At 75.4% G+C, this 20,933-nt stretch carries 15 protein-coding genes; 4 read left to right on the top strand and 11 right to left on the bottom strand.

Translation table 11 applies throughout. The annotated features are described in order from the left end of the window. Nucleotides 1-57: 57 nt before the first annotated feature. Nucleotides 58-1,050: an AfsA-related hotdog domain-containing protein gene (locus ACZ518_RS33300; protein ID WP_469116762.1), complete on the top strand. Its 993-nt coding sequence runs from the start codon at nt 58-60 to the stop codon at nt 1,048-1,050. Between the two features lie 27 nt (nt 1,051-1,077). Here ACZ518_RS33300 and ACZ518_RS33295 read toward each other — a convergent pair whose 3' ends face one another. Genes ACZ518_RS33295 through ACZ518_RS33260 form a run of 8 tightly spaced genes read right to left on the bottom strand, consistent with a single transcriptional unit; the run spans nt 1,078 to nt 12,097 of the window. Next, a complete protein-coding gene (locus ACZ518_RS33295) occupies nt 1,078-1,926 on the bottom strand; it encodes a 4'-phosphopantetheinyl transferase family protein (protein ID WP_469116761.1) in 849 nt (282 codons plus the stop codon). Next, nucleotides 1,923-2,204, bottom strand: a complete 282-nt coding sequence (locus ACZ518_RS33290; RefSeq protein WP_469116760.1) for an acyl carrier protein — start codon at nt 2,202-2,204, stop codon at nt 1,923-1,925. Before ACZ518_RS33290 ends, ACZ518_RS33295 begins: the two co-directional genes overlap by 4 nt. After that, nucleotides 2,179-4,155, bottom strand: coding sequence for an HAD-IIIC family phosphatase (locus ACZ518_RS33285; RefSeq protein ID WP_469116759.1), 1,977 nt, complete (start codon nt 4,153-4,155; stop codon nt 2,179-2,181). The genes ACZ518_RS33290 and ACZ518_RS33285 overlap by 26 nt, the downstream gene beginning before the upstream one ends. Beyond that, nucleotides 4,152-5,192: a 3-oxoacyl-ACP synthase III family protein gene (locus tag ACZ518_RS33280; RefSeq protein ID WP_469116758.1), complete on the bottom strand. Its 1,041-nt coding sequence runs from the start codon at nt 5,190-5,192 to the stop codon at nt 4,152-4,154. The genes ACZ518_RS33285 and ACZ518_RS33280 overlap by 4 nt, the downstream gene beginning before the upstream one ends. 5 nt (nt 5,193-5,197) lie before the next feature. Next, nucleotides 5,198-8,167 carry a type I polyketide synthase gene (locus tag ACZ518_RS33275; RefSeq protein WP_469116757.1) on the bottom strand — a complete coding sequence of 990 codons (2,970 nt, stop codon included), beginning with the start codon at nt 8,165-8,167 and terminating at the stop codon, nt 5,198-5,200. Further along, a complete protein-coding gene (locus ACZ518_RS33270; RefSeq protein ID WP_469116756.1) occupies nt 8,164-8,451 on the bottom strand; it encodes an acyl carrier protein in 288 nt (95 codons plus the stop codon). Before ACZ518_RS33270 ends, ACZ518_RS33275 begins: the two co-directional genes overlap by 4 nt. Before the next feature lie 56 nt (nt 8,452-8,507). Further along, nucleotides 8,508-10,295, bottom strand: coding sequence for an acyl-CoA dehydrogenase (locus ACZ518_RS33265; RefSeq protein ID WP_469116755.1), 1,788 nt, complete (start codon nt 10,293-10,295; stop codon nt 8,508-8,510). Next, on the bottom strand, nt 10,292-12,097 hold the full coding sequence (locus ACZ518_RS33260; RefSeq protein WP_469116754.1) for a fatty acyl-AMP ligase: 1,806 nt from the start codon (nt 12,095-12,097) through the stop codon (nt 10,292-10,294). Before ACZ518_RS33260 ends, ACZ518_RS33265 begins: the two co-directional genes overlap by 4 nt. Nucleotides 12,098-12,346: 249 nt before the next feature. Between ACZ518_RS33260 and ACZ518_RS33255 the strand changes: the two genes are divergently transcribed. Beyond that, entirely contained in the window at nt 12,347-14,980 is a 2,634-nt protein-coding gene (locus ACZ518_RS33255; protein ID WP_469116753.1) for an AfsR/SARP family transcriptional regulator, read from the top strand. A gap of 89 nt (nt 14,981-15,069) precedes the next feature. Continuing rightward, nucleotides 15,070-16,404, top strand: a complete 1,335-nt coding sequence (locus ACZ518_RS33250; protein ID WP_469116752.1) for an AMP-binding protein — start codon at nt 15,070-15,072, stop codon at nt 16,402-16,404. 13 nt (nt 16,405-16,417) lie between these two features. Here ACZ518_RS33250 and ACZ518_RS33245 read toward each other — a convergent pair whose 3' ends face one another. Next, on the bottom strand, nt 16,418-17,338 hold the full coding sequence (locus ACZ518_RS33245) for an ABC transporter ATP-binding protein (protein ID WP_469116751.1): 921 nt from the start codon (nt 17,336-17,338) through the stop codon (nt 16,418-16,420). Nucleotides 17,339-17,419: 81 nt separating this feature from the next. Here ACZ518_RS33245 and ACZ518_RS33240 point away from each other — a divergent pair, with 81 nt between their 5' ends. Next, nucleotides 17,420-17,929 carry a GbsR/MarR family transcriptional regulator gene (locus ACZ518_RS33240; RefSeq protein WP_469116750.1) on the top strand — a complete coding sequence of 170 codons (510 nt, stop codon included), beginning with the start codon at nt 17,420-17,422 and terminating at the stop codon, nt 17,927-17,929. 99 nt (nt 17,930-18,028) lie between these two features. Here the strand turns inward: ACZ518_RS33240 and ACZ518_RS33235 are convergent, their stop codons facing one another. Continuing rightward, entirely contained in the window at nt 18,029-19,795 is a 1,767-nt protein-coding gene (locus ACZ518_RS33235) for a 3-hydroxyacyl-CoA dehydrogenase family protein (RefSeq protein WP_469116749.1), read from the bottom strand. Beyond that, complete coding sequence (locus ACZ518_RS33230; RefSeq protein WP_469116748.1) at nt 19,792-20,823, bottom strand: 3-oxoacyl-ACP synthase III family protein; 1,032 nt, start codon at nt 20,821-20,823, stop codon at nt 19,792-19,794. Before ACZ518_RS33230 ends, ACZ518_RS33235 begins: the two co-directional genes overlap by 4 nt. Nucleotides 20,824-20,933: the final 110 nt, after the last annotated feature.

Here is a 20,933-nt window from a genome sequence, read left to right as displayed (position 1 = left end):
CCGGCAGCCTGATGCCTGCGGCCTCAGCACCCGGTGGGGCCGGAGGGAGGGCCAGCCATGGACACCGCCGTCATCGCCGCGGGACCGACTGCCGCCAGGGCTGCCGCACGGCACCTGGTGCACCGTCCGCAGCCCTGGGACCGGCACGGCGGTGCCGCCGCACCGCCCGTGGCGGAGGAGTTCGTCCTGCTGGGCGACCTGACGTCCGGTCACCCGCTGTTCGACGACGGCCCGGGGCACTTCCACGACGTGGTGGCGGCGGCCGACATGCTCCGGGAAGTCGGCGAGTTCATCGGCCGCACCCACTTCCGCGTGCCCGGGAACCGCACGGGGATCTTCTACCGGGTGGGCATCGAGGTGAGCGACATCGGACCGTGGCGCACCCGGCCCGGGGCCGCCCCCGCGCGGCTGGCCACCACGATGAGCGTCCGCCCCGACAAGGTCATCGACGGGGTGCCGCGCGCGCTGGAGTTCCGTACCGCGCTGGAGATCGACGACGTGCCCTGCGGCACGGGCACGGCGAACCTGGTCTTCCTCGCCCCGATGGTGCACCGCAGCCACCGCGAGCACAGCAGGCTGGCCGCGCTCAGCTCGACGGCCGGACAGGACCGCCCGGCCCCCGCCGGCACCCCGGTCGCCCCCGAGGAGGTGGGACGACGGGATCCGGCCAACGTCCTGCTGCACGGCCCCTCCGGACCGCGCGACGGCCGGCTGTCCGTCGGGGTGACCGTGCCCCCGCACTGGCTCGGCGCGGCCGCCGCGCGGGACGGGCACGTACCCGCGCCGGCCCTGCTGGAATCCCTGCGCCAGACGTCCCTGCTGGCCGTGGGGCGCGGCCACTGCCTCGAACCCGGGCGCAGCGCCCTCGCCTCGCTCCAGGTCCACGTCCGCGGATACGCCGAGGCCGACCTCCCGCTGCGCTGCGCCGCGGTGACCGGCAGGCCGGGGCGGGACGCCGCGGGCCGGCGGACGGCACCCCTCACCCTGACCCTCACCCAGGCCGGCCGTACCGTCCTGGAGGCGACCACGGTGGTCGTGGAGGACCACTGACGGAGACGGACAGGACACCCCCCGGGGTCAGCCGACGGCGGCCCGCAGCGCCCGCCCCAGCGCCTCGGCGGCCTCGGAGTCGAGCATCGTGGTGATCTCGGTGTCCAGGGTGCGGCCGAGCCCCGCGTCGTACACGGCCGCGCTGACGCAGAACGCGACGCCGCCGACGTCGAGGCCATACGTGCGGAAGGCCCACTCGGAGCCCGCGCCGGGGGTGCCGTCCGGCCGGTGCACGCGGGCCGGCCGGTCGTCCGGCCCGAAGCCGAACTCGGTGAACCGGAACTGCATGCCCTGCCCGATGGCCTTGCTGTAGGCCTCCTTCAGGGTCCACAGCCGCACCAGCCGCGGATTGCGCTGCGCCGGGTCCAGCCCGGTGAGGTGCAGGCGCTCGGCCGGGGTGCAGATGTGCCGGTCCAGGCCCTTGCTGTAGATCTGGCGGTCCGCGAGCTCCGCGTCGACGCCGACGAGCCCGCGCGTGGTCAGGCCCACCAGCAGCAGGTCCCCGGTGTGGCTGAGGCTGATGTCGATCTGGTCGCAGCCGCGCAGGTACGGGCGCCCGGTGGGCCCGTAGGTGAGTTCGAGGTCCGCCGCGTCCGCGTGCAGGGCCGCCGCGGCCGCGTGCTTGAGCAGCCTGCGCGAGGCCGCGTACCGCTCCCGGATGTCCTCGTGCGCGATGCCGCTGTAGCGGGTCCAGTCACGGCCCAGCACGGCGCGCAGCGCGGGCCCGTCGGCGTCCCGGGGGCGCCAGTCCGCGAGGGTGCCGTGCACCAGGGCCGTGCCGTGGGTGCGCAGGTCCGCGCGGACCGCCTCCCAGTCGGTGCCCTCGGCGCGCACCGCGATCGGCTCGCCCGGCGACACGGACGCCGGAGCGATCACCGCGCACCGCCCCGGGACACGGGCCGGGCGCCGGAGGCGGCCAGCACCTCGGTGTGGATCTGCGCGATGCTGCGGGCCCGCAGCACGGCGGAGACGGGCACGCGGCTCCCCGTCTCCTGCTCGATCAGCATGACCAGCCGGAGCAGGTGCACGGAGTCCCAGGACGGCAGGGCGTCCAGGTCGGCGCGGGCCTGCTCCTCGGTCAGCTCCAGTCCGAGTTCGTCACTGATCAGGGCGAGGAAGCCCGGGAGATCAGCGGGTGGTTCCGGCAGGCTCATCGTCGTCCCCTCCGAGGCGTGGATCGGTGGTCAAGTGGTCGGGTACGGGGGGCAGCTCCGCCAGGTCGTGGCGGTAGTGCAGCGACCCGTCGGGGTCCGTGACGGTCTCGGCGAAGCCCAGTGAGGGGTAGAAGCCGCCCGACCGGGCGTTCTTGGCGGTCGGCCGGTGGCGGGCGTGCACGGCCGGCAGGCCCAGGGCCGCCGCGTGCGCCAGCAGGGTCGCGAGGACGGCCTGCTCGACCCCGCGCGCGAACACCCGGCAGCTGAGCCAGAAGCCGTTCAGGTGCAGTCCGTCGGCCGCGTACCGGCCGAGGACCGCGCCGGCCAGGCCGCTCTCGCCGAACCGGTCGCCGACGTGCACCCCGAGCAGCAGGCCCGCGCGGTCGGCGGCGAGGGCGGCGACGCGGTCCGCGCCGAGCCGTTCGCCGGTGAGGTTGAACTGGTTGGTGCGCAGCGACAGCTGGACGATCCGGTCGCGCTCGTGCGGCTGCGGCGGCGCGATCCGGACCCGGACGCCCAGACCGCGCAGGTACTCCTCGTACGATCCGCTGCCGCGCTCCAGCTCCGCGCGGGCGGCCGCCTCGTGGTAGCGGGCGGTGCGGGCGAGGTCGTCGCCGGTCAGCCGGGGGGTGTCGAACCAGCCGTCGGCCAGCAGCCGGGTGACGTGCAGGGCCGGTTCCGTGCCCAGCGGCACCACGGCGGCGGCGGGGAGCCGGGCCCGCACCAGGGCCCGCTCGGCGGGGGAGTCGTCGGCGAAGACCAGCGCGTCGGCGCCGATGCCGAGGGCGGCGGCGATGTCCCGCAGATTGCCGTCCTTGGGTTCCCAGTTGGCGTGGACGCGTACGAAGTCCCGCTCGCGCAGCACCATGTCCGGGTGGTCGCGGAGCACGCCGAGGACCGGAGCGGAATCGTTCTTGCTGCTGACCGCGAGCAGCACCCCCTGGGCGGCGAGCTGCCGCGCGGTGCGCTGCAGCGCCGCGTGCGGCTCCCCGGCCAGGGTGCCGGCGGCGGCCGTGATCCCCTCGGGGCCGTCGTCGCCGAGGATCCCCGCCCACAGGGTGTCGTCGAGGTCCAGGACCAGGCACTTGCGGGTCATGCCCCGGTGGGCGCGCAGCACGTGCACGGCCTCCCGGGCGTAGGCGGCGAGCAGCTGCTCCGTGTACGGGGCGTGCGTGTACAGGGCCAGGCGCGGATCGGCGGCCGGGCCGCCGTCGGCGATCAGCGGCTCCAGGTCGACCACGGCCACCGTCGGGTGCTCGCCGGCCAGCCGCAGCAGCCGGGCGTTGAACTCCCGCCACACCGCTCCGAGCAGCGCCCGCTCCCGCTGCCCGACGAGCTGCTGGAGGCGGATCCGGGGCAGGGGCAGGGTGTTCAGGACGAGCGGACCCGCGGCGTCCGCGGCGTGCGCGGCGGTGACCGCGCGCAGCCGCTCCAGCAGCCGGGCGCAGCCGGCCTCCACGTCCTGCCAGGTCCACGGCTCCGGGAGCTCGTCGAAGACGGCGCCCGCGTCGAGTACGCACAGCGTCAGGCCGGGCCGGTGGCGGCGCAGTTCGCCGTCGCCGTCGTGCAGGTCGCGCAGGTAGGCGCCGTGGTCCCCGGACAGCACCCGGGAGAGCAGGCCGTGCCGGGCCAGCTCGGCGACCAGCGGGTCGGTGAGCTGGACCAGGGTGGAGTGCCCGGTGACGGCCACCGTGACCAGGGGGGTGTCCGGGTGCCGGGCGAGGACCTCCGCCGCCGGGAGCGCCGCCAGGACCCGGCCGGCCCGCACCAGATCGGTGCGGACGGCCTCGGGCTCCCGGTCCCCGTGGTCGGTCAGCTCGGCCAGCAGCGCCGCCACGCGGGGCCATTCCCCGGCGAGCCGGCCCGCGCGGTGCAGGGCGCGCAGCTCCCGCACCGGGTCGGGGGGCGCCGGGGGGCCGGCGGGTGCGGTGGGGGAGGCGGGGGCGGTCATCCGGCGCCGTCCGTCTCCGGGACCCGCTGCAGCGCCAGCCCGCCCTTGATCCACTTGCTGGACTCGACCACCACGGCCAGGGCCCGCTCGCCGTCGCCCAGCTCCTCGGCGAGCCGGTCGAGCTGGATCAGGGGCAGGGCGTTGCCGGTGTTCCCGGTGTCGGCCACGCAGGACACCTCACGCAGCTCCGGTACGTCCAGGTGCTCCCTGATGCGGGCCGTCATCCGGCCCGAGAGCTGCGGGGGCAGGACGTAGTCGAGGTCCTCACGGCACCAGCCGGCGTCGGCCAGCAGCTCCCAGAAGATCTCCGAGGCCATGGCGGGAACGCTCTCCTCGATGGCCTTGTAGTCCTCGAACAGCATCTGCCGGCCCGCGGTGTGGCGGACCACGCCCTGCCAGTCGACGATCTGGCCGGGGGCGCGGCCCCGCCCGGTGAAGCGGTGCAGCAGGCTCCGTACGGCGATGGCCTCGCCGACGGGCTCCGAGGCCACCACGGCCGCTCCCGCCCCGTCGCCGAACAGCACGTAGTTGACGAGCTCCTCGGTGGGCAGGCTGACCGCCTCGCGCCCCGGGTCGAGGAAGCGGTCGGTGACGTCCCCGCCGACGACGAGGCCCGCACGGTGGCCGCCCGCGAGCAGCGCGCGGGCCACGTCCAGCGCCTGCACGGCGCCCGAACAGCCCGCCTGGAGCTGGAAGGCGGGCAGGTGGCTGAGGCCCAGCCGGTCGGCCACCACGGTCGCGGTGGTGGGCAGCAGGGTGTCGGGCGTGGCGGTGGCCAGGATCAGGAAGTCGAGGTCGGCGGGGACGAGGCCGGAGCCCGACAGGGCCCGCCCGGCGGCCTCGGCGCACAGGTCGGCGAGGCTGTGGGTGAGGGTGCCGGTGCCCAGGTCCCAGCAGAAGTGCCGGCTGCGGGTCCCCACGAAGAGGTCGATCCACTCCTCGCTGATCCCGAACACCTTGCCCAGCGTGGTGTTGTCCACCGGGTCGCCGGGCAGGGCGGTGCCCGTGCCCACGACGTACAGGGCGGTCTCGGTCACGGGTTTCACGGTCGTACCCCCACACTGATCCACTCGCCGACGAAGTCGGCCAGGGTGCCCACCGAGCGCAGCGCGGGCAGCAGTTGCTGCACCGCGATGCCGCCGGCCTGCGGCAGCGAGGTCTCGATCCGGTCCTTGAGCTGCATGATCATTACAGAGTCGAAGCCGAGATCCTCATAGAACCTGGACCCTCGGTCGACGCGTTCCGGCGCGTAGTCGCCCACCTCCACCACGGCCCGCACGACGGCGGCCAGCACCGGGTCCTCGGACCCGCCGAGCCCCCCGCTGTCCGCGGCGGCCGCGGGCGCGGCCGGGGACGGGGAAGCGGAGGGGGACAGGGGCGAGGAGGGGGCCGGGGCCGAGGGGGCCTGCGGGCGGGCGGTCGCGGCGTGCCAGAAGCGGTGCTCGGTGGAGAAGGCGTACGGGGGCAGCCGCTCGGTGGTGCGCCAGGCGGGCTCGTACAGCTCGTCCCACTGCGGCTCCAGCCCGGAGCGGTACAGGGCGGCGACGGTCTCGGCCAGGTCGCGGGCCGTCGCGTCCCGGCCCGGCGCCGGATGCAGCAGCCGGATCCCGTCGGCCAGCCCGGACCGGCCCACCAGCTGGATCAGCTGCGGCGCCGGGCCGATCTCCACCAGCGCGGTCGGGGCGGTCCGCGCCACCAGGTCGGCCAGCGCGTCCGCGAACAGCACCGGCCCGGCCGCCTGCCCGGCCCAGTAGGCGCCGTCCATCGGCTCGTCGGCCAGCAGCCGCCCGTACCGGGTGGAGGCCACGGGGATGCGCGGCGCGGCGGGCGTGGTCCCCGCGGCGGCGGCGGCCAGCGGCTCCAGGACGGGAGCCATCAGCGGCGAGTGGAAGGCGTGCGAGACGCCGACCGCACGGCAGTGCGTACCGCGCTCGCGCAGCACGCCGGCGACCTGCTCCAGCTCCGCGAGCCCGCCCGACAGGACGGTGTTCCGCGGGCCGTTGACCGCGGCGAGGGACACCCCCGGACCGGTGGTGAGGAACTCCTCGACCGCCTCGCGCCCCGCCCGCACCGACAGCATGCCGCCGCCCTCGGGCAACGCGTCCATCAGCCGTGCCCGCTCCGCGACCAGCCGGGCCGCCTCGTCCAGCGTGAGCACCCCGGCGGTCACGGCGGCCGCGAACTCCCCGACGCTGTGCCCGAGTACGACGTGCGGCCCCGCGCCGAGGCCGCTCAGCGTGGCCGCCAGCGCATGGCCGACGGCGAACAGGGCGGGCTGCGCCCAGCGGGTGCGGTGCAGGGCCGGATCCCCGCCGAGGATCAGGTCGCGCACCGAACCGCCCAGGTGCGGGGCGAGCGCCGCGTCGGCCTCGTCGAGCCGCCGCCGGTACAGCGGCGACTGCCGGTACAGGGCGGCCGTCATCCCGGGCTCCTGGACGCCCTGGCCGGTGAAGAGGAACCCGATGACCGGCGGACGCCAGGCCCGGTCGGCGATCCCGGCCGCGAGCCGCCCGTCCTCGGCCGCCGCGCGCAGCGCCGCCGCCAGCTCGACGGTGTCGGTGGCGGTGAACGCGGCCCGGTAGGGCAGCCCGGTCTTGACCCGGTTGCTGCTCCAGCACAGCGCGGCGGCGTCCCCGCGCGGGCGGGCGGCCACCGCCTCCGCCTGCGCGGCGAGGTTGCGGCGCAGCGCCTCCGGGGTGTCGGCCGAGAGCGTGAACACCCCGGCCGGCGCGGCCGAAGCCCGGCGCCGCCCGGTACGGGCCGCGCGGGGCGCGGCGGCCAGCACCGCGTGCGCGTTGGTCCCGCCCATGCCGAAGCTGCTCACGCCCGCCACGACCTCACCGGCGGGCAGCCGCACCGGGGCCTTCAGCAGGGCCAGGCCCCGTTCGGCGAGCCGCAGCTGCGGGTTCTCGCGGTCCGCGTACCGGCTTGCGGGCACGATCCGGTGGTGCAGCGCCAGCGCCACCTTGATCAGCCCGGCGATCCCCGAAGCCCCCTCCGTGTGCCCGAGGTTGCCCTTGACGGAGCCGATCGCGCACGGCTCCTCGCGCGGCACGTCGTGCACCTCGCCCAGGGCCCCGCACTCGATGACGTCGCCGAGCGCCGTGCCCGTGCCGTGGGCCTCGACGAACCGCACCTGGTCGGGGGTGACCCCGGCCCGCCGGTACGCGGCCGCGACGACCTCCCGCTGGGAGTGCCGGTTCGGCGCGGTGACGCCGTTGCTGCGCCCGTCCTGGTTGACGGCGGTGCCCCGGATGACGGCGTAGACCCGCTGCCCGTCGGCGAGCGCGTCCTCCAGCCGCCGCAGCACCACCACCCCGACGCCGTCACTGCGCGCGATGCCGTTCGCGTCGGCGCTGAACGGGCGGCACCGGCCGTCCGGCGAGGCCAGCCCCATCTGCGCGTACACCAGCCCCAGCGCCGGGGTCAGGATCAGGTTGACCCCTCCGGCCAGCGCCGTCCCGCACTCCCCGGACAGCAGTGAGTTGACCGCCAGGTGGACGGCGACCAGCGAGGAGGAGCAGGCCGTGTCCACCGACAGGCTCGGCCCCTTGAGGTCGAGGTGGTACGAGATGCGGTTGGCGGCCATGCCGGCGCTGGACCCGGCGCCCAGCTGCGGGGTCACCCGGCCGTAGTCGCCCAGGTGCAGCTGGCCCCACTCGCTGCCCATCATGCCGACGAACACCCCGGTGTCGCCGCCCGCCAGGGACCGCGGCGAGCGCCCCGAGTCCTCCAGGGCCCGCCACGCGCACTGGAGCAGCAGCCGCTGCTGCGGGTCCATCGCCGCGGCCTCGCGCGGCGAGACGGTGAAGAAGTCGTTGTCGAACACGTCGGCGTCGTCGATGAAACCGCCGCGCACCGGCGTCTCGTACCCCGGCCCGAACCTGCGCGGGCCGGGCTGCTCCCCGGTCGCGTCGCCGCCGCGCATCAGCAGGTCCCAGTAGGCGTCGGGGCCCGGCGCGCCCGGGAAGACGCAGTCGAGCCCGACCAGGGCCACGGAGGCGGAGCTCACCGGGAGACCCCCGTGACGGGAACCGTCACGCCCCGGGCGCCGAGGTGGGCGACCAGCGCGACGACGGTCGGGTGGTCCCAGGCCAGCGACGGGTCCACGGCGATGTGGAACGTGTCCTCGATGTCCCCGCACAGGCTCAGCGCCCCCACCGAGTCCATGCCGTACTCGGCGAGCGGCACGGTGGGGTCGATGCTGTCCGGCAGCCGGTCGAGGTAGACGGCGAGGCGGTCGGTCAGCCAGTGGTGCAGCGGGGCCGCGCTGTGCGGCGACACGGGCAGGGACATCCCTGGACTCCTTGCGTGCGGGCTAAGGGGGAAGCGGTGGTCGGGGGCGTCGCCCGTCAGCCGGGAAGCGGGGTGTTGTGCAGGTCGTAGCTGCGCCGGTCCCCGAAGCGGGCCAGCACCTCCTGGTGGACGCGGGCCAGGCACTCGGGGGGCAGCTCCACGGGCGCGGTGCCCAGTCTGCTCGTGATGCGGTGCAGGGCGGCCGCCGCCCAGGCCGGATCGGCGAGGAACGGGTCGAGGCCGTGGCGGTTGTGGCGGCGGACGCCGAGCACGGCCGCGGCCGCCAGGACCAGGACGTAGCGGTCCGTCAGCGCGAACCAGGCCGGTCCCACCGGCGTCCCGCCGTCCAGCGGCGGCAGCGCGAGCACCCGCCGGCGCAGGTCCCGCAGCTCCTCGACGAGGTGCTCCGTCATCGTGCGCAGGGCCCGCTCCACCGGGTCGCGGCCCGGCAGTTCCGCTGCGGCGGCCAGCAGCGAGGCGCTGAGGCTGTCGCGTCCGCTCGCCAGCGCGAGCGCGTCGTAGCGGAACGCCGGCAGGGGCGCGTCGGGCTGGAACAGCGCGGCGGGGGCCTCCTCCTCGGTGAACCAGGAGCGGCTCGCCAGCTGCTTCAGCTGCGGGATGATCGTCGCCTGGCAGGCGACCGTCCCCGCGTGGCCGAGGCTGATCACCGGCACGTCCCGGATGTGCTTCTGCAGGACGCCGACGGTGCCTTCCCGCGTGTACAGCTGCGAGCCCAGGACCGTGGACAGGTCGTACATCGTCTCGATCAGCACCCGCGGCAGCAGCAGCTTCACCGCCGCCGAGTACACGCTGGTCTCGGCGGGCAGCAGGTGCAGCGCCCGGGTGGCGACGACCGCCAGGCAGTCGTACAGGAGCAGGTTCACGAACGCGCCGGTCAGCGTGTTCGCGGTGTGCTGCGGGTCCACCGGCGCCGTGCCGGCCGCGCCGGGCCCGCGCCGGCGGTCCACCAGCACGGCCGTGCGCAGGCTCGTGTCCACGGCCGCCACCGACAGGGAGGCCATCAGCGTACGGCTCATCTGGAACGACTGCAGCGAGGTCGCGACCCCGCTGCCGGGCGCGCCGAGCAGCGCGCCGTCGGGCACCGGGCAGTCGTCGAAGCGGACGCCCGAGAAGAAGCAGGACCGCAGGCCCACCGCGGCGGGCCGCCGCTCGGTCCGGTAGCGGTCGGCGGGCAGGGTGCGCGGGTCCAGCAGCAGGGCGCTCTGCGTCCCGCCGGGGAAGTGCTCGCCGGTACGGCAGAACAGCACCAGGGCGTCGGCCCGGTGCAGGTTGTTGACCACCGGCTTGGCCCCGGTCACCGACAGGCCGCCGCCGGGGAGCAGGTCCGCCGAGATCTGGTTGCGGACGAAGTCGTTGGTGTGCGCGGTCTCGTGCTGGGCGATGGCGGCCTTCGAACCGCCCAGCAGCAGGCCGCCCAGCCACGACCGCTGCTCCTCGCTGCCGCGCATCCAGACGTCGGAGGCGGCCATGAAGGTGGTCATGCCGTAGCCCATGCCGAGGGACACGTCCCGGCGGAACACCGGGCGCATCACCCGCAGCAGGCCCTCGGGGGAGTCGAAGCGGCCGCCGAGCTCGCGCGGAACGAACTCGCGGTGCATCCCGAAGTCGTCGAGCAGCCCCTCCGCCTCCGGGGACAGCGCCGCCGCCTGGTCGGAGGCGAGCAGTGCGTGGTGCCCGGCCGGGTTGCCGGGCGCTGCCGGGTCGCCGAGCAGGGCCTCCAGGGCGGCGGCCCGGACCCGGCCGCTCGTCGACTCCGGGGACGGCGCGGGCCGCCGCACCGGCGCCCGGGGGGCCGGTCCGGCGGCGACGGCGACGGCGCTCACCACGCCGTCTCCGCGGCGGCGCGGGCGGAGGGCCGCAGCAGGTCGTTGCCGAGCAGCGTGTCACGCGGACGGACCAGGGCGTGCACGGCCGGGTCGAGGACCTCGTACGCGCCGCTGACCTCGCCGGCCAGGAACAGCTTCCGGATCAGGGTCCGCTGGATCTTGCCGCTGGTGGTACGGCGCAGGGTGCCCGGCCGCACCAGGAGCACATTGGCCGCGGGCACGTCGAAGTCCTGGCCGATCAGGATCTGGATGCGCCGGGCGAGGGCGCGCAGCGTCTCCCAGTCCGCGTTCTCGGGGCGCACCTCGTGCACGACGACGAGCTGCTCGCGGTCCGCGTCCACCGTGAAGACGGCGCCCTGGCCCGCCCCGAGGGCCGGCTCCGTCTCGCGCACCGCCCACTCGACGTCCTGCGGATAGATGTTGCGCCCGTTGAGGATGATCATCTCCTTGAGGCGGCCGGTGACGTACAGCTCGTCCCCGTCGATCACCCCGAGGTCACCGGTGCGGAGGAAGCCGCTGTCCCCGTCGTCCACCATGGCTTCGAAGGTGCGGGCGGTGTCGGTGGGACGGCGCCAGTAGCCCTGGGCGACGCTGTCGCCGCGCACCCAGATCTCCCCGACCCGGCCCTCGGGCACCTCGCCGCCGGTCACCGGCTCCACGATCCGCACGTCGAAGTCGCGTACGGTACCGCTCCCGACCAGGGTCCGCACCGGTCGGCCCGGGCGCGGCGGGCGCAGCTCGTCGTACTCCAGGCCGGCCGCGTCGACGGTCAGGGTGCGCGGGCCGTGGCCGGGCGTGCCGCCGGACACGACGAGCGTGGCCTCGGCGAGCCCGTAGGCCGGGAAGAGGCTCCCGCGGCGGAAACCGGCCGCGGCGAAGCGCCCGGCGAAGGCCTCAAGTGTCTGGTGGCGCACCGGTTCGGCGCCGTTGATCGCCAGCCGCCAGCTGCTCAGGTCCAGGCCGGCGAGCTGCTCGTCCGTGATCCGGCGCAGGCACAGGTCGTAGCAGAAGTTGGGGCCGCCGCCGATGGTCACCCCGTACTCGCCGATCGAGCGCAGCCAGCGCACCGGCCGCTTGACGAAGGCGGTGGGGGACATCTGCACCGACCTGGTGCCCAGCCACAGCGGGTGCAGCAGATGGCAGATGAGTCCCATGTCGTGGTAGTGCGGCAGCCAGCTGCCGAACACGTCCTCGGCGGTGGAACCCAGGACGTTGCGCATGGCCTCCATGTTGGCGAGGAGGTTGCGGTGACTGACCATCACACCGCGCGGCCGGGAGGTCGAACCCGAGGTGTACTGGAGGAACGCCAGGTCGTCCGGACCGGTGCGGGGCGGCTGCCAGGCGTCGGCGTTCAGCCCCTCCTCCACGTCGGTGGCCAGGCACACCGTCTCGCCCCGGCCCGCCATGGCGAGCCACAGCGACACGTCGGGGGCGTTGGCGGAGTCCGTCAGCACCAGCTGCGCGCCGGTGTCGCGGATGATCCCCGACACGCGCTGCAGCCGCTCGCCCCGGTCACCGGGGAGCGGGGCGGGAACGGCGACGGCGCCCGCGTACAGACAGCCGGCGAACGCCTTCAGGAAGCCGGGGCCCGGCGGGTACAGCAGCAGCACCGGCTGCCGCAGGGCGCCGTGCTCGCGCAGCCGCACCGCGATGGCCCGGGCCGCCCGGTCCAGCTCCCCGTACGTGAGGTGCTCGGCGGCGGCGCCCGGGGCGTCACCGAGGAACACGTGAGCGTCGCGCTCGCCCAGCGCCGCGGCCCGGCCGCGGAGCACATCGGTGAACGTAGCGAATCCAGACAACGTCAGCCCCCTTCTGGCGCACCCGGGGCAACTGCCGAACGCCCGGCGCCCCTGCCGCCAACGCCTCGGCATGCTCCACGGCGCGCCTAAAGCATGGCTTGCGGGTCGCGGGCCAGGGTGCGGGGCACCGGATCAGGGGTCCGGCTGTCCGAAGCCGGGGGTGCGCCCGGCCCTAGGGTGACGAGGGCCGGGCAGCTGGGGGAGTCTGCCGCCACCCGTGCCACCGGAGTGCCGAGGAGCGGGGGCTGCATGCGATTTCGGGTGTTGGGGCCACTGGAAGTGGACGCGGCCGGCCCGGACGCGCAGCGCGTCACACCCCGCGCGGCGAAGATCCGCGTGGTGCTCGCGACGCTGCTCGTGCGGCCCAACGAGATCGTGTCCGTGGGCAGCCTCATCGACGAACTGTGGGGCGAGGACCCGCCGCGCACCGCGACGACCACGCTCCAGGTCTACATCTCGCAGCTGCGCAAGCTCCTGCACGCCGCCGACCCCGACGCGGGCCGCGACGGCCTGGTCACCCGGCCCCCCGGCTACCTCATGCGGCTGGACCCGGACCGGCTGGACCTGACCGCCTTCGAGGACCTGCACGCCCAGGGCCGCGCGGCCATGGCCCGCCACGACGCCGCGGCCGCCGCCGACCTCCAGCGCCGCGCGCTCGCGCTCTGGCGCGGCCCCCTGCTGTCCGACACGCCCCACGGGGCACTCCTCGACAGCACCGCGATCCGCCTCGGCGAACTGCGCACGGCCGCACTGGAGCAGCGCATCCGGGCGGACCTGCAACTGGGCCGCCACCACGAACTCGTCGGTGAACTCCGGGCGCTCGCCACCGAACTGCCGATGCGCGAGGAGTTCCACGCCCACCTGATGGTGGCGCTCTACCGCACCGGCCGGCAGGCCGACGCGCTGGAGGCCTTCGCCCGGCTGCGGCGCACCCTCGTCGACGAGCTGGCGATCGAGCCGGGGCCGCCCCTGCAGCAGCTCCACGGCCGGATCCTCGACGGGGACACGGCACTGATGCGCCCCTCGGGCGCCGCAGCGCACCCGGCGGACCCGGCGCGGTCCGCGGTGACCGCGGGCGGGCGCACCACGGCCGCCCCCGCCGCGGCGCCGGCCGCCGGAACGGACACCGGGACGGACCCCGCACTGCCGCCGGCCACCGCGCCGGTCGGTGAACTCCCGCCGACCGACCCCCTGTTCACCGGACGCGACGAGGACCTCGCCGCGCTGGAGACGCTCCTGCGGGACGTCCCCGCGGGCGGCTGCGTCGCGCTCACCGGCCCCGCCGGAACGGGAAAGACCGCCCTCGCCCTGGCCGCCGCGCACCGCGCCGGCGACCTCTTCCCCGACGGCCGGGTGTTCCTGCCCCTGCGCGACGACGGCGGCGAACCGCTCGCCCCCGCCGCCGCCCTCACCCTGCTGCTGCTCCGCTGCCGGGTCGCCGGGCCGCTGCCCGACGACCTCGACGGGCTGCGCCGCACCCTGGACCGGCTCACCCTGGGCCGGCGGATGCTGTTCGTGCTCGACGACGCGGCCGACGCGGAGCAGGCCGCCCGCCTGCTGCCCGCGACCCCCGGCAGCACCGCGCTGCTGACCGGCCGCCGGGCCCCGGCGGTCCCGGTCACCCGGGTGCACCTGCTGGACGTCCTCGCCCCGGCGCAGGCCCGCCGGCTGCTGCTGGCCGCGTCGGGCCGCGAGGGGGAGGACGACGGCCCCGACGGGGCCTGCGCCGCCGTCGTCGACGCCTGCGGGCGGCTGCCGTCCGCCGTACGGGCCCTCGCGGGCCGGCTGGCCGCGCGCCCGCACTGGAGCGTGGCCTCCCTGGCCGCCCGGCTGTCCGGGGAACACGCCCGGCTCGCCGAACTCCGCTCCGCGCAGCCCGGCCTGGACGCCGCCCTGCGAGGCGGGTACGACGAGGCCGGCGAACCGCTGAAGCGCGCCTTCCGGCTGCTCGGGCTGCTGCCCGCCGGCCCCTTCCCCACCGCCGACGCCGCAGCCCTGTTCGGTACGCCCGAACCGGCTGCCGAAGCGGTGCTGGAGAGCCTCGTGGAAGCCCGGCTGCTGCGGGCCGAACCCCGCGGCGCCTACCGCCTGCACGTGCTGTGGCGGCTGCTGGCCGGCGAGCTCCTCACCGCCGAGGAACCCCCCGGCGAGGTGGCGCGGGCCGTGGCCCGGCTCGCCGACGCCCTGGCCGCCGAGGCGCGGGAGGCCGACGGACTGCCGCACGCCCCCGAGTGGTTCGCGGACCGCCGCACCGCACTGACCTCGGCCCTGGGCCGGGCCCACGCGGCCGGACTGTGGGTCCACACCGTGCGCCTCGCCGACGGCCTCACCGCCCCCCTGGAGGCCCACGCGGCCTGGGACGACTGGGAACGCGCGCACACCCTCGCCCTGGACGCGGCCGAACGCTCCGGCGACCTCGGCGCTCAGTCCCGGCTGCTGTGCTCGCTCGGCGACCTGGCCTGGCAGCGCCGCCGGACCGACGCGGCCCGCGGCCTCTACCGGCGCGCCCTGAGGGCCGCCGACGGCGCCGACGCCCGGCCCGAGCGCGACCGCGCCCTGACGGGCCTGGCCGAACTGAGCCTGGACTCCTCGGCCGTCACGGAGGCGGCCCGGCTGATCGGCCAGGTCCTTGACGCGGCACCCGCCGACCCCCGCGACCACTACGAGGCCAGCCGGGTCCGGGCCCTGCTCGCCCTGGAGACGGAGGGCCCCGCCGCCGCGGAGCCGCACTTCGAGCGCTGCCTGGCCCTGGCGGCGCGGCTCGGCGACCGGCGGCGCGAGGCGTACGCGGTCCGCTGGCTGCGCCAGGTGCGCGGCGGCCTCCCGCTGCCGGACTGGACGGAGACCCGGCCCGGGGTGTGGCGCCTGCGCGCCGCCGTCTGACCCGCCCGCCGCCGCACCGCAGAAGTACCGACCGACCGACGGACCGACGCGCCACGCGTCACCACGTACCGACGTAAGGAGAGACGACCGTGCTCACGGCGCTGCAAGGGGTGTACGGGGACCGCGCGGACGCGGTCACCGTCGCCGGCCGGACCGCCTCGTACGAGGAACTGCTGGGCGCGGCCGGAGCGGTGGCCGCCGACGTGGCCGGCGCCCCCGCCGTCGCCGTCGAGGCCACGGCCTGCCTGGAGACCGTCGCCGCGGTGGCCGGCTGCCTGCTGGCCGGGGTGCCCGTGGTGCCCGTACCGCCCGACGCGGGCGTCGCCGAACGCGAGCACATCCTGCGCGACTCGGGCGCCTGCCCCGTGACGGTGGACTTCGCCCGCCGGGCCGACTGGAGCGGCCCCGCACCGGCGGCCGACGCCCCCGCGATGATCCTCTACACCTCCGGGACCACCGGCGCGCCCAAGGGCGTCGTCCTCGGCGGCGCAGCCATCGCCGCCGGTCTGGACGCCCTCGCCGAGGCCTGGCAGTGGAACGCCGAGGACACCCTGGTCCACGGGCTGCCGCTGTTCCACGTCCACGGCCTGATCCTCGGCGTCCTCGGCGCGCTGCGCACCGGCAGCCGCCTCGTGCACACCGGACGGCCCACCGCCGCCGCGTACGCCGAGGCCGGCGGCAGCCTGTACTTCGGGGTGCCCACGGTGTGGTCCCGCGTCGTGGGGGAGCCGGAGCGGGCCCGGGCGCTGCGCTCCGCGCGGCTGCTGGTCTCGGGCAGCGCCCCGCTGCCGGAGCGGGTCTTCCGCGGCCTGGAGGAGCTGACGGGGAGCCGGCCGGTCGAGCGGTACGGGATGACGGAGACCCTGATCACGGTGAGCGGCCGCGCGGACGGCCCGCTGCGGCCGGGTGCGGTGGGGACCCCGCTGCCCGGCGTCCGTACGCGGATCGCGGCCGGGCCGGGGGAGGAGATCGGCGAACTCCAGCTGACCGCGCCCACGTTGTTCTCCGGCTACCTGGGGCGCCCCGAGGCCACGGCGGCCTCGTACACCGAGGACGGCTGGTTCCGTACGGGTGACATCGCGGCGATCGACGCGGACGGCACCCACCGCATCGTGGGCCGGGCCTCGGTCGACATGATCAAGTCGGGCGGCTACCGGATGGGGGCGGGCGAGATCGAGAACGCGCTCCTGGACCACCCGCGCGTGGCCGAGGCCGCCGTGGTCGGGGTACCGGACTCCGATCTGGGCCAGCGCGTCGTGGCGTTCGTCGTGGCCTCGGAGGTGACCGGGGCCGAGCTCACCGACTTCGTCGCCGCACGCCTCTCGGTGCACAAGCGGCCGCGCGAGGTACGGTTCGTCGCCGCGCTGCCGCGCAACGCGATGGGCAAGACCCAGAAGCGGCTGCTGCTGTCGGGCGAGGGGTGAGGCGCGGCGGCCCTCAGCCCGGCCCCGGGGAGCCGGCGGGCGCCGGCTCGCCCTCGGGGCGGTAGTGGCGCAGGAACAGTTCCTCAAGGGTCGGGGGCCGGCTGACGAGGCTGCGTACGCCCGTCCGGGACAGCACCTGCAGGAACGCGCCGAGGTGCTCGTGGTCGACCTGGGCGGTGACCTCCGTGCCCCGCGCCTCCAGGCCGTGGACCCCGGGGAGTTCCGCCAGGCCCTCGACGGGGACGGCCAGTTCGGCCGTGACGTAGGTGCGCGACAGGTGCCGCATCCGGGCGAGCGTGCCCGTCTCGACCGTGCGCCCGTCCCGGACGATGCTGACGCGGTCGCACAGCGCCTCGACCTCGGTGAGGACGTGGCTGGAGAGCAGCACCGTACGGCCCTCGTCGGTGGCCTCGCCGACACAGCTCTGAAAGACTTCCTCGGCCAACGGGTCGAGACCGGAGGTGGGTTCGTCGAAGACGAGCAGTTCGGCGTCGGCGGCGAAGGCGGCGACCAGGGCGAGCTTCTGCCGGTTGCCCTTGGAGTACGCGCGGCCCTTCTTGCCCGGGTCGAGCCCGAAGCGCTCCATCAGCTCTTTGGTTAAACGCGAGTCGGTGTTCTCCCGCAGCCCCGAGAGGAAGCCGAGGGCGTCGCCGCCGGAGAGGTTGCGCCACAGGTGCACGTCGCCGGGCACGTACGCGATGCGCTGGTGCAGCGCGACCGCGTCGCGCCAGGGGTCGCCGCCCAGCAGCCGCACGCGGCCGCGGTCGGCGCGGATCAGGCCGAGCAGGATGCGCAGGGTGGTGGACTTGCCGGCGCCGTTGGGGCCGAGGAAGCCGTGCACCTCGCCCTTCTCGACGCTCAGGTCCAGGCCCTTCAGCGCGGGCGTGCGGCCGAACGACTTGTACAGTCCGGCAATATCGATTGCCATCGTCACATTGTCGGAAGATACCTTAGTTTCAGAATATCGTGAAGCTAGCGGAAGGTATCGTCTGACGATCGATCACGGGGGAGACGTGTGGACGCCAGCGAAAGCGCCAGCGAGAGCGAAAGCGGAACCGGACGGCGGGGCTACAGCGAGGAGGTCTCGGCGTTCGTCGAGCGGTTCTCCGCCGACCTGGTGGCCGCCGGGATGCCCCGGATGCCCTCCCGGATCTTCGCGTGCCTGCTCGCCGAGGACGCGGGCGCGCTGAGCGCCGCCGAGCTCTCGGAGCGGCTCAAGGTCAGCCCGGCCGCGGTCTCGGGAGCGGTCCGCTACCTCGCCCAGATGCACATGGTCGGCCGGGAGCGGGCGCCGGGCGAGCGTCGGGAGATCTACCGGATCCACGCGGACCTCTGGTACGAGACGGTCACCAGCCGGGACCAGATGCTCAACCGCTGGGCGGCCACCCTCAAGCAGGGGGTGGAGGTACTGGGTCCCGGTACCCCGGCGGGCATCCGGGCCGAGGAGACCGCCGACTTCTTCAACTTCGTGAAACTGGAACTGGACTCGCTGATGGACCGCTGGCGCGCTCACCGGGGCGGGTGACCGGCCGGCCGGAGCGGGCCCGACGGCCACCGCCGGGACCGCGCGGCACCGGGACCCCGCGGCACCGGAACTCCCGGTGCCGCGCGGTCCTGACACCTTCTAGTACGTGTGGAAGCCCCGCCCGCTCTTGCGGCCCAGGTACCCCGCGTCCACCAGGTGCTCCAGGTGCCGGGCCGGCACCAGCGACGGCTCCCGGAACGAGGCGTGCAGGCTGTTCTGGATCTGCAGCGACACGTCCAGACCGATCGTGTCCAGCAGCGTCAGCGGCCCCATCGGATAGCCGCAGCCCCGCGTCATCACCGCGTCGATCTCCCCGGCCACCGCCCGGCGCTCCTCCAGCAGCCGCACCGCGCTGTTGAGGTACGGGAACAGCAGGGCGTTGACGATGAACCCGGCCCGGTCGTCGATCCCGACCGGGTGCTTGCCCAGCCGCGCGCACACCTCGTGGACCGTCCCCAGCGCGTCCGGCGCCGTCAGCACCGTGCCGACCACCTCCACCAGCCGCATCACCGGAGCCGGATTGAAGAAGTGCATGCCGAGCACGTCCTCGGGCCGCGAGGTGACCGCCGCGCACTCCACCACCGGCAGGCTCGACGTCGTCGTCGTCAGCACCGCCCCCGGACGGCACACCGCGTCCAGCCCCCGGAAGACCTCCCGCTTGACGGGGAGTTCCTCGGCGACCGCCTCGACCACCAGGTCGCAGTCCGCCACCGCCTCCAGCGAGTCCGCCGGAACCAGCCGCTCCAGCGCGGCCCGGCCGTCCTCGGCGCTGATCCGCCCGCGCTTGACCCCGCGCTCCACGGAAGCCGCGACCTTGTCCAGCGCCTCCTTCGCCCGTACGTCCGTACGCGCCACCAGCCGCGTCGCGTAACCGGACCGGGCGAACACCTCGGCGATGCCCGACGCCATCGTGCCGGACCCGATCACCCCGACGCTGCGCACCGGCCGCGACGGCCGCGCGGAACCTCCCGCCCCGCCCCCCTGCGCGCCGGCCGCTGCCCGGGGACCCGCCGGACCCTCCGGCCACGTGTGGAACCCCCGGCCCGCCTTCGCGCCCAGCAGCCCCGCCGTCACCATGTGGTCCAGCAGCGGCGGCGGCAGGAACTGCGCCTGCCCCGTCTGGTCGTACAGACCGCGCAGGGTGTCGCGCGCCGTGTCCAGACCGATCAGGTCGAGGTGGGCCAGCGGCCCCAGCGGCAGCCCGCAGCCCAGCATCATCGCCGCGTCGATGTCGTCGCGCGACGCGTACCGGCGCTCGTACATCGCGACGGCGCCGTTCAGGTAGGCCATCAGCAGCCCGCCGCCCGTGAAGCCCGGCTGGTCGCTGGAGGCCACGGCCGTCCGGCCCAGCGCACCCACCAGCTCCTCGGCGGCCCGCCCCACCGACGGCTCGGTCAGGGGCGTGGTCACCACCTCCACCACACCGCCGTCCGGGGCGTGCCCGACCGGGTGCAGGCCGACCGTGCGCGGCAGCCGCCCGCACGCCGCCGCCACCCGGGTCACCGACAGCGAGGTCGTCGTCGCGAACACCGCCTCGGGACCGCACAGCCCGTCGGCCCGCCGCAGCACCTCCGTCTTCAGCTCGAAGTCCTCCGGCACCGCCTCCACGACCAGCTCGCTGCCCGTGATGGCGGCGAGATCGGCCGTGTACGTGATCCGGGCCAGGGCCGCCGGATCCTCCAGCCCGCGCCGGACGCGCTCCCGGCCGCCGGCCAGGGCGTCACCGTCGGCCTCCACCGCCACCACCCGGGCGCCCGCCGAGGCGAGCGAGCGGGCCAGCGCGGATCCGACCGTACCGAGGCCGATCACCGCGACGGCGGTGAAGGGCAGGGCACCGGGAAGGGGTGCCGCGGATGCTGCCGTCATGCTGCTGAGTCCTTTCGGGGAGCGGGAGCCGCCTCCTCGTCCCAGCGGACGAGCACCGTGCCCAGGGACATGCCGCCGCCGAAACCGGCGAGCAGCACGACGTCCCGGTCCCGGAACGCCCCGGACCGGTACGCCTCGTCGAGGGCGAGGGGAATGGAAGCGGCACTGGTGTTTCCGTGCTCGGCGACGGTGAGGTGGGTACGGGCGCGGGGCAGGCCGAGGCGGGGCACGGTCTCGCCCAGCATCACGCCGTTGGCCTGGTGCGGGACGAAGTGGTCGACCTCGGAGCGCTCCAGACCGTGCCGGTCCAGCACCTCGCCGACCGCGCGCGGCAGTTCGGCGGCCACGAAATCGCGCACGCCGCGCCCGTTCATCCTGAAGTGGTGCAGCCCCTCCGTGACCGTCTTCTCCGAGGCGGGCAGCCGGCTGCCGCCGGCCTCGACGTGGATCAGCTCCGCCTGGTCGCCACGGCTGGCCAGGTACGAGCCGAGGACCCCGTAGCCGGACCGCACCGGGCCCAGCACCACGGCACCCGCACCGTCACCGAACAGGACGGCGGTGCGCCGGTCCTCGCGGTCGATGATGCGCGAGTACACGTCGGCGCCGATGACCAGGGCGTGACCGCGGACCCCGCCGTCCTGTCCCGGCAGCAGCCGGGCCGCCGCCACCAGACCGAACACGAAGCCGCTGCACACCGAATTCAGGTCGAAGGCGGCCGCGTTCACCGCACCGATCCGGTGCTGGACCAGACAGGCCGTGGCCGGCTGCGGGGAATCCGGCGTGGACGTCGCCACCACGATCCACGACAGCTGCGCCGCCGAGATCCCCGCAGCGTCCAGAGCGGCCCGCGCCGCCTCGACCGCCAGGTCGGAGGTGGCCTCGGACTCGGCCGCGTAGCGGCGCTCCCGGATGCCCGTCTTCTGCAGGATCCAGTCCTCCGTGACCCCCGCCCGTTCCCCGACGAGCCGATTGGAGACCGTGTCGGCAGGCAGATAAGACCCGGTGCCCAGAATTCCGATTGCTGTCATGACGGGCGGCTCCTCACCGTGGCGGTGGGCAGAAAGCGCGGGAAAGTGCGGGAAATGCATTCACCGCGGGGTGCTCGAATGGGACATTCAGCAATGGTTCTCGGAGCCCG

It is taken from the genome of Streptomyces sp. NPDC033966 (genome assembly GCF_055575955.1).
This window is presented reverse-complemented; position numbering and strand designations above follow the sequence as displayed.

What these genes read in the sequence shown, in the direction of transcription:
- ACZ518_RS33300 (WP_469116762.1), top strand. Translation starts at nt 58, where the DNA reads ATGGACACCGCCGTCATCGCCGCGGGACCGACTGCCGCCAGGGCTGCC.
- ACZ518_RS33290 (WP_469116760.1), bottom strand. Translation starts at nt 2,204, where the DNA reads ATGAGCCTGCCGGAACCACCCGCTGATCTCCCGGGCTTCCTCGCCCTG.
- ACZ518_RS33285 (WP_469116759.1), bottom strand. Translation starts at nt 4,155, where the DNA reads ATGACCGCCCCCGCCTCCCCCACCGCACCCGCCGGCCCCCCGGCGCCC.
- ACZ518_RS33270 (WP_469116756.1), bottom strand. Translation starts at nt 8,451, where the DNA reads ATGTCCCTGCCCGTGTCGCCGCACAGCGCGGCCCCGCTGCACCACTGG.
- ACZ518_RS33255 (WP_469116753.1), top strand. Translation starts at nt 12,347, where the DNA reads ATGCGATTTCGGGTGTTGGGGCCACTGGAAGTGGACGCGGCCGGCCCG.
- ACZ518_RS33235 (WP_469116749.1), bottom strand. Translation starts at nt 19,795, where the DNA reads ATGACGGCAGCATCCGCGGCACCCCTTCCCGGTGCCCTGCCCTTCACC.
- ACZ518_RS33230 (WP_469116748.1), bottom strand. Translation starts at nt 20,823, where the DNA reads ATGACAGCAATCGGAATTCTGGGCACCGGGTCTTATCTGCCTGCCGAC.